The following is a 13777-nucleotide window of genomic DNA, read 5'->3' on the forward strand; positions in this document are numbered from 1 at the left end:
TGGATAAAAAACAAAAGCTTACCGTTTGGGTAAGCTTTATATGATTTGTTGTAAACTTAATCGGCTAATTGCAGGTTGTTTTTCTTGGCTGTATTTACCGGCTGCGGTACTTTTACGTAATAGCCTGTTCCATCGTAAACCCTTTTGCGAGGATGACTTTGGCAGGCATCACTGCAGCAACCTTCCATTTTAGTACCGCATTCATCGCATTGCGTAAAATGCTCATTGCACTCTGGATTGGCACAGTTGATCATTTTATGGGTTGTTGTGCCGCAATTAAAACAGGTTGATATCACCACCGGGTTAACGCTGTTCACATCAACCGAAAGGCGATTATCAAACACATAACATTTACCCTCAAAATCCTCACCGCCGGCTTCTTTACCGTATTTTATAATGCCGCCGTGCAGCTGGTACACTTCGGGGAAGCCTTCATGCAATAGTAAGGCCGATGCTTTTTCGCACTTGATGCCCCCGGTGCAATAAGTTAATATCTTTTTATCCTTGTATTTGGCCAGCTCATTGATCATTGCCGGAAAATCCCTGAAATTTTCTATATCCAGCGTTACCGCGTTTTTAAATTTGCCTAATGAATGCTCATAATTTGAACGTACATCTAAAACCACTACATCGTCCCTGTCCTTCATCGCCAAAAAATCCTTTGGTTCCAGGTGTTTGCCGGTTTGTTGTTGAGGGTTAATGATATGAGGATCGCGCAGGCCTGAGTGTACAATTTCGGATTTGTAACGTACATGCATTTTTACAAACGAAGGCGTATCAACTTCATCAATTTTGAAATCGATACCGGCGAAGCGCTCGTCGGCATGTACTGTATCCATGTAGGTTTTACAAGCTTTGGCAGTGCCCGAAACGGTACCGTTAAGCCCTTCGGTAGCTACTATGATGCGACCGGTTAATCCTAAACTTTTACAAAATTTTAAATGATCGGCAGCAAATTGCTCCGCATCAGCTATTGTTGAATAACAATAGTAAAGTAGTGTGTTATATATTGCCATAAACCATTGATACTGCTGCAAACAGTGTTAAATGAGGTGCAAATATAAGGGTTTTGGGTGAAAGGTAAAAGGCGAAAGGTTTTACATCAGCACAAACGTTAAACATTCCTTATTCGGTATTATGTTTTCTTATTTCGTTATTCAAAATTCGACATTCGTTATTGGATATTAGCAACCGTTTGCCTTTTACCTTTATCCTTTCCCCTTACCTTATGCCATAAAATATCCTGAACCCTTGTATGTATTTTTGATTGCCGGCATAGGATATACCATAATCAACCCTAAAGATGAGTCGTTGCACACCCACGTAAAATTCACGGTAGTTGGTATTGCTTTTTGTAGTAAGGAAATTTGCTCCAATAACCTCTTCCAATTTAAGTTTTCTTAAAATGGGGATGTGGTTAAAAATCGACCCGGCAAAATTATGTTGAAAATGAGCCTCGAGAAAAGCGCCATTTGTGCTATAGGTATAGAAGGGTAAAAAATGGAAACTACCCACATAGGTTGGGTCAAAGGTTAAACCCTGATTGCCCAAAAAGTGGTTATAGTCCATATAGTAAAGTTTTTTATCATTAAAAAAAGCGCCTGCGTTTAATTTAAATGAAGAAAAACCGGTTAAACCTACCCTTACATTGTTTTGCGAAATATCAACCGATGCAAAATCGTAATCAACATCTGAACCAAATGCGCCTTTAATGCCCCTGCGATAATTTATAGTTAACGTTGGATATTTTGAGGGTATATTAAATTTACCTGTGGGCCTGGTTTCATATTGCTGATCGAATGTAAAAATGGCCGAAGCGGCAAAGGTTAACGCCTGGTTTTGCGGAAACAAGAGCGAATGATCGTCAGCCGGGGTACCCGGCGGGGCCAAAGGATTGTTTGATGTATATTCACGGTTCTTTACATTTTTGATATGGCCGAAGGCGGTATTATACAACTGGCTGCGGCTGGCATAGGTGAAGTTCCCGTTAAGCAATACACCATTCAATACTTCACGCTGATAGCCAAACATGCCATATTGCGATCTGTAATACTTTACATAATTATTTTCACTGAGCAATGTACTTAGCGTATTAAAATATAGAGAACGCGTGCCTACATTGTTTAGGTCGAGCATATCGCTGCCAAAACCGGCAAAGAATTTAGCGGCATGAAAAGGATCGTTCCTGTATTCACTGTATATATTGGCGCTGAACAATTTATTTGTAAAGCCATAACGTACGTTGGGCGTTATGCTGAATGAGTGAAATTTATCGATGGTACGGGTGTATCTGATTTTAGCATTAATGCCAAAACCTTCCACAGTGTTGTAATAAAATGTTTGTATAAAAGGGAATACATGCAATGAGTCTTTTTCACCAGGGCTACTGGCGTCGTAGCCAAATATTAAATAACCCGGGTAATTAATATGGTTCTTGGTATGTTGAAGTGTATCCTGGTACCGTTCAGTTTTTTGATAAGCTGTTACACTATCTTTTTTATGATAATCGCGGGCTTCCTGAGTCGTTAAGGGAACTGGGCGTACTGATGCCCAATAATCTTCCTTTTTTGCATTGGCGGCAGTATCGATCTTTAATACTTCGCCGGTAAAAAAGCCTTCAGGAAAAGTTGGGTTGATTTTGTAGTTATTGTAAATGGAATTATAGTAGCCGCCAAACCTAAAACCAAACACCTTACCTTTAAAGTTATACTGCACAGAAGCTGGCATCCAAACACTATCAGTAATAGCTATATATTGCTGCCTTATCTGCAGGGTATCAACCAGGTTAAGGTTGCTCATTTTGTTGGTTAGGTACAGGTCGGCGCTGTATATACGCCAGTCGCCCTCAACAATATAAATATTACCCTGAAAATACTGGCCGTGCTGGCGGCGTGGTATTACCTGTATTTTGTCAATAGTACGACCATTTTCAACTGAAGTCCCCAATAATTTATACTGATAAAAAATACTGGCATAAGAGGCTACAGGTGATACAAACCCCCTGGTGCTTAATCCACTTATAGAAAACACATTCTGGTATAAATTTACTTGCAGGTCCGAAGCTTTATTGTAGCTAAACGCGGTATTTTGTCCGGCTATCCGGTTAGCTATAGTAACTTCTTTAACCTTATCATGCTTTTGAAAACTAAAGTCAGACAATGATTCTGACTGATAAAGGATGCCTCTGCCATTCGAGTCAAGGTCAAGAGTACGTCTTACCTCTTGTGATAACAGGGATCTTGGAGCACTTATCAGTTTTTGTACGCCCTTTATATAAACCGCACAGGAATAAGATGCAGCTTCTTCCACATAATCTTTCCGCTTTTTGATAACCTGTTTCATGATGGTATCACCAGCATCACGGTTCTTTTGGTATGTGGATGCTACCCGTTCTGTGGCAAAAACCTCATCGTCCATTTGTACATTAAGCTGTTCATCATGATCGGCTATAGTTATGTTAATTGTCTTTTCTTTATAACCAACAAAGCGATAAACTACATTATAGATACCCGGATTAAGCTTAAACTGATATATCCCATCTTCGTTTGCCGTAGTACCATAGGTGGAATTTCTGATATATACAGATGTAAAAGGAATAATACTATTTTTTTGATCGGTTATTCGGCCCGATAACAGGTATTGTTGTGCTGAGGCATTTATACTACATAAAGCGATAAGAATCAATAGTATGTGTTTTCTCATAGTCTTTAATCAATAAAATACTTTTTACCTGTAAAATGTTTTAAAACGTACTTAATAAATAATTAAGGTTCAATTAACCTAATCAAATGCGCGGTAATGCTTAATTTTGCACCCTTTAAACAGCATATTATATGTATAATACACTAAAGCCAGTTTTACAGCAGGAACTTGCTGACATTGAAAATGCCGGATTATATAAAAGAGAGCGCATTATTACATCGGCACAAGGCGCTGATATTACCGTACAGGGTGGCAAGGAAGTAATAAACTTTTGCGCCAACAATTACCTGGGGCTTTCAGGAAATCCTAAAGTGATACAGGCGGCAAAAGCTGTGATGGATACCCATGGTTATGGTTTATCGTCGGTACGTTTTATTTGCGGTACACAAGATATTCACAAAGAACTGGAAGCGAAAATATCCGCATTCCTGGGTACAGAAGATACCATACTATATGCTGCCGCGTTTGATGCCAATGGCGGAGTATTTGAACCGTTGTTTAACGAGCAGGATGCCATTATATCTGATGAGTTGAACCATGCATCCATTATTGATGGTGTGCGTTTGTGTAAAGCCCAGCGCCAGCGTTATAAACACGATGATATGGCCGATCTGGAAGAAAAACTAAAAGCTACAAAAGATCTGCGTCATCGTATCATCGTAACCGACGGTGCCTTTAGCATGGACGGAACCATTGCCCGGTTAGATAAGATTTGTGCACTGGCAGAGCAATATAATGCTTTGGTAATGATTGATGAGAGCCATTGCTCGGGCTTTATGGGCAAAACCGGTCGTGGTACGCATGAGCATCATAATGTAATGGGCCAAATTGATATTATTACAGGCACATTGGGTAAAGCATTGGGTGGCGCGTCAGGCGGTTTTACCTCTGGTCGTAAAGAAATTATTGATATGCTGCGTCAGCGTTCGCGTCCTTACTTGTTTTCGAACACGCTTGCCCCGGCTATTACCGGTGCATCAATAGCTGTGCTTGACATGTTGAGCGAAACTACTGCATTACGTGATAAGCTGGAAAGCAATACCCAATACTTCCGTCAAAAAATGACCGAAGCGGGGTTTGATATTAAACCAGGAGTACACCCTATTGTACCGGTTATGCTGTATGATGCTAAACTGGCGCAAGAGTTTGCTRCAAAAATGCTGGAGGAAGGTATTTATGTTATCGGCTTTTATTACCCGGTAGTACCACAGGGTAAAGCCCGCATCAGGGTGCAGATATCGGCCGCGCATGATACACATCATTTAGATAAAGCTATAGCCGCCTTTACCAAAGTGGGTAAGGAATTAGCAGTGATTAAATAATAAGCATCGATTTTTTATATTTGCACACTTGTTGAAATGATGGAGGAGAGATCCAGGAACATCATAAGCTTGAGTCATTCCGGTTTTTACTGCCGATAATTTTAATTACACAATAACAATGCAAGCTCAAATTGACCAATATACTGCTGAGATAAATGCTTTTTCGCCGGCTAACGCCGATGAACTGGAAATATTTCGTATAAAATTTTTAGGTACCAAGGGAATTATAAAAGACCTTTTTGAGCAATTTAAAACCGTAGGTCCTGAAGAAAAACGCACATTTGGTAAAGTACTGAACCAGTTTAAACAACTGGCCGAGGCAAAGTATAATGAGTTAAATGAGAGTTTTGATTCAGGACCTAAGACTCAAGACTTAGGACTTGACCTTACTTTACCTGGCGATGATTTTGCGGTTGGTTCACGTCATCCGCTGTCTTTAGTGCGTAATGAGATCATTGATATATTTAAGCGTTTGGGGTTTGTGGTTGCCGAGGGGCCCGAGATTGAGGACGACTGGCATAACTTTTCGGCCCTGAACTTCCCTGAAGAACACCCGGCCAGGGATATGCAGGATACCTTTTTCATTAAAAAGAACAGCGGCAAGGATGATATTGCTTTACGTACACATACTTCATCGGTACAGGTTAGGATGATGGAACATGGCAAACCGCCTTTCAGGGCTATTATGCCGGGCAGGGTTTATCGTAACGAGGCTATCTCTGCACGTGCGCATTGCTTTTTTCACCAGGTTGAAGGTTTGTATGTTGATGAAAACGTGTCATTTTCTGATCTGAAACAAACGCTTTACCACTTTGTACAGGAGCTATACGGCGCGGGTACTAAAGTACGTTTCCGCCCTTCTTACTTCCCGTTCACTGAACCATCTGCCGAAATGGATGTTTCATGCACCATTTGCGGGGGCTCTGGTTGTAATATGTGCAAGTACAGCGGTTGGGTTGAGATATTAGGTTGCGGCATGGTTGATCCTAATGTTTTGGAAAATTGCGGCATCGATAGTAAAAAATATACCGGTTTTGCTTTTGGTATGGGTATGGAAAGAATAGCGAACCTAAAATATGTTATCCGTGATCTGCGTTTATTCTCAGAGAACGATGTTCGCTTTTTAAAACAATTCCAAACCGAAATTTTATGAGGAAGCTCATATTGGTTATATTAATAAGCATTTGTTATTTTTCTTGCGGAAAAGGAGATCCTGTTCCGAGCCTCCCGGTAAACTTTGAAGCCTCGTTAACTGACCCTCGCATTAGCAAACTTAATAGCCAGGGCGGGGCAGTTTTAATTAATGGCTATGGTGTTGCAGGATTGATAATTTATCGCCGCCCTGATGGTGCTTATGTAGCTTATGACCGATGCAGCAGCTATCAGCCCGAAAAAAAATGTGCCGTTACATTAGATGACACAGGCTTTACAGTTACCGACCCTTGTAGTGGTTCAAAGTTCTCTTTAAATGATGGAACACCTGTAAAAGCACCTGCTACACGGGCGCTCAGATCATACCAAGTAGTAACAACACAGTTCACAATTCAAGTTATTAATTGATACATGGAAGCCGATAAAATAAAAGATAGTATTAAGCGTGCGGCACAGGACCTGTTCCGCAAATTCGGGTACCATAAAACCAGTGTTAATGAAATTGCCAGGAAGGCCAAAATAGCCAAAGCTACCATCTACAAATATTTTGATAGTAAAGAGGCTGTTTTGCATGTTTTGTTAATGGATTACATAAAGGCCAGTGTTGACGAACTGGTACACCATAATACGCCAGAGATGGATGAGGAAGCTTATTTAAACAACCTCATCATGAAAACCTGCCGCTTATCATACACGGTATGTAATGAGTTCATCGGMTGGGATTTTATTCGCGAATCAACCAATTCGCAGGAGTTTTTAAAAAATCTTTCGAACGAGCTGGAGGAACTGCTGATGGCTTCCTTTATCCAATTACCAGGTATCCGCAGGCATGAAACCTACCAGCAACGGCTGCGGTTTTTAATTAAATGCAGTAAAAGTATCGTATTCAGCTTTGCCTTTACCTCGGTAAGCGACTCAGATGTGCGCAAAAACTTTGTTTCTTTTCAAAAGGAGATCCTTCCTTATCTGGTAAAGGCGGCTATTTCGGTGTAGGTTTTATTGTAGTTTAATATTTGTTGATCCGCTTTCTTCAACTTCCCAAATAGTTGATTCATCGATATTAATTGCATTTAAGTTCAGAAAAGCCTCGGCTTGCTGCACATAGTCATCACCATCATTGCCAAGTCTGGGTAAGGCAATCACACTACTGTCAATATTAATTCTTCTTATTCTGTCTGTAAGTAATTTTAAAGTGTTTTCTGAGTAGGAAGAGCTTGCTTCTTTTGCTAAATCCCCATTTTTCTCAAATAAAAAATAATCGGTCATTAAAATGGAAAAGAACTGGTTATCGCGTTTGTCGTAATAAAATACTTCCGAAAATCTTACCGGCGATTGCTGAAGTCCCATTACTAACCAATTATATATTTGTTCCTGAGTGGTCATTTATAAAGATATGGAACTTTGTGAGTAAAATATTTGGATTGGTAGATTATTTTAATTTACTTTGAATAACAAAGTACTTTTGCAATTGTTAATTCTCAGAGCGGCTTTCATAAGCCTTTTATTTTGATCTTAAACTTTTAAATACAAAGTACTTTTAATTATCACAAAACATGACTGAAGAAGAACCTCAAAAACGCGGACTGATGGATTGGCTCAAGGAGTCGGTAACCATTAAATTAATTTTTATCGGAGCATTGATCATTGTGCTGCTTATCCCATCATCATTGGTCCAAAACCTGATCACCGAGCGGGCAAACCGGCAGGATGATATGATGAAGGATGTATCCGATAAATGGTCGGGCAGCCAGGTAATAAAAGGCCCGGTGCTTATTATCCCCTACAAAAAGCAGGTTAAATTTGTGGATGCATTACAAAAAGAAAGTACCCGGGAGGTAATGGAGAACCTGTACATTCTGCCCAATAATCTACATATTAAAGCCGCGCTCACCACACAGATCTTGCACCGGGGCATATTTGATGTAGCTGTTTATAACTCCATTGTAAAAGTATCAGGTAATTTTTCAAAGGCCGATCTGAACAGTCTTTCCTTAACTCCTGATCAGCTTTTGCTGAATAAAGCCCATATCACTTTTAGTATAAGTGATTTGAAAGGGTTAAAGAATAACCCGGTTATAAAAGCCGGCGGGCAAACCTTAACGGCTGAGCCTATATTTGATAATACATCATTATTTGGCAGCGGCTTGCAAACCAGTATTGATATTTCAAGCATACAAAATGGCGAAGTTCCATTTGAATACTCGCTTGATTTAAAAGGTAGCCAGGCACTAAGCTTTTTACATTTAGGTAAAACTACAGATGTAGAAGCCATCGGTACCTGGAGCAGCCCGAGCTTTGACGGCCGTTATTTACCCGATGAACGTAAAGTTGACAGCAAAGGCTTTATCGCCCGTTGGCGCATGTTGTATTATAACCGGCCGTTTCCGCAGCAGTGGGTAAATAATGATACCCTGCTCAGTAATGATAAAAAGCTGGGCGATGCTGTGTTTGGCATAAAACTGCGCCTGCCTGTTGATCAGTACCAAAAAACCATGCGTACCAGCAAGTATTCATTATTGATCATCATGCTTACATTCATCTCCCTGTTTTTAACCGAGGTGATCCGCAAGCAAAGGATCCATATATTTAACTATGTACTGGTTGGCGCGGCTATGATCATTTATTATTCGCTGTTGCTTTCCTTTTCAGAGCAGATAGGCTATAACTGGGCTTACCTGGTAGCTTCAGTATCAACCGTTGCACTTGTTGCCGTGTTTATAGCATCATTGTTAAAAAATAAGATGGCGGCCTTGTTGTTTGCCTTTATCCTATCGGTGTTTTATGTGTTCATTTTCGTGATCATTCAGTTAGAAGACCTTGCATTAATGATAGGTAGTATCGCTTTGTTTATCATAGTAGCTGTATTAATGTACTTTTCCCGCAAAATAAATTGGGATAAACACTAAATTCTTAGGGTGAGGCGATTAAGCTTCACCCTAATTTAAAAAATACTGTATACCAATTTGGTTTTTAGTATAATAATTACTATGTTAGCATAGTAAATTTTTATATCATGAGCCGCGAACTAACAGAATTTTCAGATCTGATTGATGAGCAATTTGACATAGCCGATATGGATACAGATGATTTTGTATCTTATATAATGAGCCTGTTTGCTTAGTTGGTCGTTTATAACCTTATCATAGTTCGCTTATTAAGCGACAGGGTATCCCTTTGCCCGTTCCTTTCAGTATTTACCGCTTCTTATTTTCTGTCTCTTTAACGCTTGTTTCTTACTTCTTTCTCACCGTTTCAGGATTAAATAAATACGGTTAACTTTGCAGCCTGATGAATAAAGTTGCTAAACAGAAGTTTTTTGAGGATGTTCGGATCATTGATATTGCCGAAGAAGGTAAGGGCGTAGGTAAAACCGACGATTTTGTGCTTTTTGTTGATAAAGCCATTCCCGGCGATGTTGCCGATGTGCAGGTTTATAAAAGCAAAAAGAATTTTGGCGAAGGAAAGATCATCGCGCTTAAGCAACCGTCTGAATATCGCGTTGAACCATTTTGCGAGCATTTTGGTACTTGCGGCGGCTGTAAATGGCAGCACATGGATTACAAAGGGCAGCTAAAATTTAAGCAAAAATCTGTTGCTGATGCCCTGGGTCGCATTGCCAAAATTGATGTGGACGGCATGATGGATATTGTTCCCTCGCCTGCCGACCGTTATTACCGTAATAAACTGGAGTATACTTTTAGCGACAAACGCTGGTTGTATGATGGCGAGAACAGGGAAGACGAAACCTTGAACATGAATGCATTAGGTTTTCATATTCCCGGCCGTTTTGATAAAATATTAGATGTAAAGCACTGCTACCTGCAGGCCGAACCATCAAATGAGCTGCGTAACAGCATCCGCGATTTTGTGATTGAGCAGGGTTATTCTTTTTATAACCTACGTAATCATGAAGGCGCGTTGCGTAACCTGATAGTACGTACTTCATCAACCGGCGAAATTATGGTGATCGTGGTATTTGCTTATGTAAGCGAAGAGGAAGTGGATAAACTGATGAACTTTATTGATGCCGGTTTCCCGGAGATCACCTCATTATTATACATCACCAACCAAAAAAAGAACGACACCATTTTTGACCAGGATGTAGTAGCTTTTAAAGGCCCTGAGTATATTCATGAAGAAATGAACGGTATCAAATTCCGTATTGGGCCAAAATCATTTTATCAAACCAATAGTATACAGGCCCTGCGCCTCTATGAAATAGCACGCGATTTTGCAGGCTTTAAAGGCGACGAACTGGTTTATGACCTGTACACCGGTGCCGGAACTATTGCCAATTTTATTGCCGGTCATGTAAAAGAGGTTGTTGGTGTAGAATACGTGCCTACCGCCATTGAGGATGCCAAAGTGAATTCGGCTATTAACAACATCACTAACACAAAATTTTATGCCGGTGATATGAAAGATGTGCTGGTAGCCGATTTTGTAGCCGAGCACGGCAAACCGGATGTAATTATTACCGATCCGCCCCGCGCTGGTATGCACCCGGATGTAGTGAACCGCCTGATGGAAATTGAAGCTGAAAAAATTGTTTACGTAAGCTGCAACGCCGCCACCCAGGCCCGGGATCTGCTGGTACTAAAAGAAAAATACGATACAGTAAAAATACAACCCGTTGATATGTTCCCCCACACCCAGCACGTAGAAAATGTTGTGCTATTGGTTTTGAGGGGTCAAGGACTGACGGAGCAAGGATAGTAGGACAAAGGAATAAGGACGATAAGATAAAAGAGTAAAACAAAAGAGAAAAATCAAGGAAATCCTTTAATCCTGCGAATCAAGGTTTGGACAAAAGAAGTATCAACGAAATCAACGTAATCTAAATAAATCAACGGTCAATAATATGCAACCCGAAGACCTGCTAAACGAAGGTAACGAAAGCCAAAAACCTGCACCGGAAAGTCCGCTGCTAAGTTTGGAGCGTGATCTTAAAATTTTTAAAGACTCTATTCATGAGGTAGCTGTCGAGATCATGGTGGAAGGTCTTTCGTCATATCCTATTTTTATAGCCCATCAGCATGAACTGAAGCTGGGTGAGGTGATACTGGACAGGAATGACCTTAATTCTGAATGGAGTATACACGCTTCAACTCTCGAGGAATTTACTGAGCGTGGAGTAATAAAACCCGAACTGAAGGAACGCTTTATCAGTAGCTACAAAAATCCGAACGATTTTATGTGCGTTTTTGTAGTAGTACCCGAGGGTGCAAATTTTGTATATGTTCCGTATGCTAAATGATTGTTGCAAGGTTTCAATGTTGTAAAGTTGAAAGGTTAAGGTGTATATTTACAAAGTTGATACTTATAAACATTACAACGTTCGAACATTACAACATTTCAACAAAAACAAACACATGTCCGAAAAGAAACTCCTGATATTAAACCAGCAGCAGATACAACAAAAGATAGACCGTATTGCTTACCAGATACTGGAAGATAACTTTGACGAACAGGAAATACTGATAGCCGGCATATTACCCCGCGGTAATCACATTGCCGAAAGAATCAAAACCGTTCTGGATGGTATTGCCCCTTTTACAAGCACTCTACTGACCATTGAACTGGAAAAACAAAGCAGCACTTTACAGGCCAAAATTAATTTTGATGTGCAGGATTGCAACAACAAGGTAGTGATATTGGTTGATGATGTGCTGAACAGCGGCAAAAGTCTGGCCTATGGCTTTGGGGTGTTTCTGGATGTTCCTCTAAAAAAACTACGTACAGCTGTACTCGTTGACCGTAACCATAAAAGTTTTCCTATCACTACTGATTTTACCGGCGTGGCGCTTTCAACAGTAATAAAAGAACATGTGGATGTGGTGCTTGATGAGCCCGGTGAAGAAGATGCGGTTTATTTGAGGTAGGTTAGGGAAAAAATAGAAAGACGTCATTGCGAGGTACGAAGCAATCTCTACATAGGCAGGTCATCATGCAAGTTTGTCTTAGCTCTGTACAGCATAGAGATTGCTTCGTACCTCGCAATTGTAAAGGTTAGATAAATATTACGCTAAATGGCCGTGATTCTCAAAGCTTCCTCCAGTTTCTCAACCGACATATCAATCCCTTCAACAATATGGCTGGCCTGTAAGTAATAGCCTTCGCGCTCGACAAGTTTACCGGTAATAAATTCAACCAGCTCATCGCCTTGTTTGCCCTGTAATACCGGGCGTACGGTTTTGCTATTTTCGAGCCTGTCGGCAAGGGTTTTGGGCGATAGTTTTATATACAGGGTTTTGCCGTTGGTATTCATCCAATTCATATTGTCAAAAAAACAAGGCAAGCCACCCCCGGTTGATACAACCACATTTTCGGCATATTCAGTCTGTTTCAATACTTCCGATTCTAACTGCCGGAATGCATCTTCACCAAAACTCGAAAAATATTCCGCTATGCTCATGCCAGCCTTGTCTTCAAGTACATGGTCAAGATCAATAAATTCATAGCCTAATTTGGCAGCCAGTTTGCGGCTCCAGGTGGTTTTGCCACAGCCCATAAAACCGACTAAAAAATACTTCATAATAATATCAACTTAATTTTACCCGCGGATCTATCCAAACATAAATAATATCAACCAAAATACTGATCACCACAAAAATAAAAGCGATGAAAAGGATGGAGCCCATAACTACGGGGAAGTCCGACATCTCTAAGGCATCAACCGTTGCTTTGCCCAGGCCGTTGTACCCAAAAATATATTCTACAAAAAATGACCCGGCCAGCAGCGACGCGAACCAGTTGGCAATTGCTGTGATCACGGGGTTCAGTGCGTTTTTAAGGGCATGGCGATAAATAATGGTACGGTTGCCCAGGCCTTTTGCCTTTGCTGTGCGTATATAATCCTGACCCAAAACGTCAAGCATGGCGTTGCGGGTAAGTTGCACAATAATAGCCAGCGGTCGCAGGCCTAAAGTGATCATGGGTAATATCAAATTCCTGATGCTGACTACCTCGCCCTTGAACGGATCATAACTATACAAACTGCCCGACATGTTTAGGCCGGTGTACTTGCTCAGCTCAAAGCCGAATATCCAGGCAATAATGATACCCGCAAAAAACGATGGCGCTGATATACCTAAAGTTGAAAAACTAATGGCCAGTTTATCCATCCAGGTATCTTTATTTACCGCGCTTAATACGCCTAAAAACACTCCTATAATAATAGCAAATATCATAGCTGTTGTAGCCAGCACCAATGTATTGGGAATAACCTCCATTAACAAACTTGCTACATCTTTACGGGTCTGGTATGACCGGCGCAGGTAAGGCCATTTCAGTGCTACTACTTTGGTATTGCTCACTGCAAATAGCTTTGCGTAATGATACCGCTGTTGCTCATCGGCAGTATTTAAATGGATGCCTACCGGCGAAAGATCATTCAGGTAATAAGCAAACTGTATGGGGATGGGTTTATCCAAACCAAATTCCTTACGCACAGCCTGCAGTGATTGTACATCGGCACGCTGGCCCTGGGTCATCCGGGCGGGATCGACAGGTAAAATATTAAACAGAAAAAAAACCACCAGCACCACACCCAGCATTACCGCCAGTCCGTAAAATAATTTGCGGATGAGGTAGCTGATCAT

The 13777-nt window shown here is 40.8% G+C and carries 13 protein-coding genes; 8 read left to right on the forward strand and 5 right to left on the reverse strand.

Going from position 1 to position 13777, the window contains the following annotated elements:
* Positions 1-56: 56 nt before the first annotated feature.
* Together trhO and AC1DRQ_RS03780 are read right to left on the reverse strand one after the other, a co-directional pair.
* Positions 57-1016, reverse strand: a complete 960-nt coding sequence (gene trhO / locus AC1DRQ_RS03775; RefSeq protein WP_477422268.1) for an oxygen-dependent tRNA uridine(34) hydroxylase TrhO — start codon at positions 1014-1016, stop codon at positions 57-59.
* Between the two features lie 205 nt (positions 1017-1221).
* Positions 1222-3702 carry a DUF5686 family protein gene (locus tag AC1DRQ_RS03780; protein ID WP_477422269.1) on the reverse strand — a complete coding sequence of 827 codons (2481 nt, stop codon included), beginning with the start codon at positions 3700-3702 and terminating at the stop codon, positions 1222-1224.
* Between the two features lie 131 nt (positions 3703-3833).
* Between AC1DRQ_RS03780 and kbl the strand changes: the two genes are divergently transcribed.
* From kbl to AC1DRQ_RS03800, 4 genes are all read left to right on the forward strand, one after another.
* Complete coding sequence (kbl, locus tag AC1DRQ_RS03785) at positions 3834-5024, forward strand: glycine C-acetyltransferase (RefSeq protein WP_477422270.1); 1191 nt, start codon at positions 3834-3836, stop codon at positions 5022-5024.
* Positions 5025-5142: 118 nt separating this feature from the next.
* The gene (gene pheS / locus AC1DRQ_RS03790; RefSeq protein ID WP_477422271.1) at positions 5143-6177 is read left to right on the forward strand and encodes a phenylalanine--tRNA ligase subunit alpha; all 1035 of its coding nucleotides are present in this window, start codon (positions 5143-5145) and stop codon (positions 6175-6177) included.
* A complete protein-coding gene (locus AC1DRQ_RS03795; RefSeq protein WP_477422272.1) occupies positions 6174-6584 on the forward strand; it encodes a Rieske (2Fe-2S) protein in 411 nt (136 codons plus the stop codon). The genes pheS and AC1DRQ_RS03795 overlap by 4 nt, the downstream gene beginning before the upstream one ends.
* Before the next feature lie 3 nt (positions 6585-6587).
* The gene (locus AC1DRQ_RS03800; protein ID WP_429402095.1) at positions 6588-7169 is read left to right on the forward strand and encodes a TetR/AcrR family transcriptional regulator; all 582 of its coding nucleotides are present in this window, start codon (positions 6588-6590) and stop codon (positions 7167-7169) included.
* Between the two features lie 3 nt (positions 7170-7172).
* Here the strand turns inward: AC1DRQ_RS03800 and AC1DRQ_RS03805 are convergent, their stop codons facing one another.
* Complete coding sequence (locus AC1DRQ_RS03805) at positions 7173-7559, reverse strand: hypothetical protein (protein ID WP_477422273.1); 387 nt, start codon at positions 7557-7559, stop codon at positions 7173-7175.
* A 170-nt stretch (positions 7560-7729) separates the two neighbouring features.
* Here AC1DRQ_RS03805 and creD point away from each other — a divergent pair, with 170 nt between their 5' ends.
* The 4 genes from creD to AC1DRQ_RS03825 all read left to right on the forward strand — a co-directional run bounded on the left by creD (position 7730) and on the right by AC1DRQ_RS03825 (position 12058).
* Complete coding sequence (creD, locus tag AC1DRQ_RS03810) at positions 7730-9082, forward strand: cell envelope integrity protein CreD (RefSeq protein ID WP_477422274.1); 1353 nt, start codon at positions 7730-7732, stop codon at positions 9080-9082.
* 382 nt (positions 9083-9464) lie between these two features.
* Complete coding sequence (rlmD, locus tag AC1DRQ_RS03815; protein WP_477422275.1) at positions 9465-10892, forward strand: 23S rRNA (uracil(1939)-C(5))-methyltransferase RlmD; 1428 nt, start codon at positions 9465-9467, stop codon at positions 10890-10892.
* 145 nt (positions 10893-11037) lie between these two features.
* Positions 11038-11433: a hypothetical protein gene (locus AC1DRQ_RS03820; RefSeq protein WP_477422276.1), complete on the forward strand. Its 396-nt coding sequence runs from the start codon at positions 11038-11040 to the stop codon at positions 11431-11433.
* 115 nt (positions 11434-11548) lie between these two features.
* A complete protein-coding gene (locus tag AC1DRQ_RS03825; protein ID WP_429402105.1) occupies positions 11549-12058 on the forward strand; it encodes a phosphoribosyltransferase family protein in 510 nt (169 codons plus the stop codon).
* A gap of 143 nt (positions 12059-12201) precedes the next feature.
* Here AC1DRQ_RS03825 and AC1DRQ_RS03830 read toward each other — a convergent pair whose 3' ends face one another.
* A complete protein-coding gene (locus AC1DRQ_RS03830) occupies positions 12202-12711 on the reverse strand; it encodes a shikimate kinase (protein WP_477422277.1) in 510 nt (169 codons plus the stop codon).
* Positions 12712-12718: 7 nt separating this feature from the next.
* On the reverse strand, positions 12719-13777 hold the full coding sequence (locus AC1DRQ_RS03835) for an ABC transporter permease (RefSeq protein WP_477422278.1): 1059 nt from the start codon (positions 13775-13777) through the stop codon (positions 12719-12721).

Source organism: Mucilaginibacter sp. P4_E8, assembly GCF_056401495.1.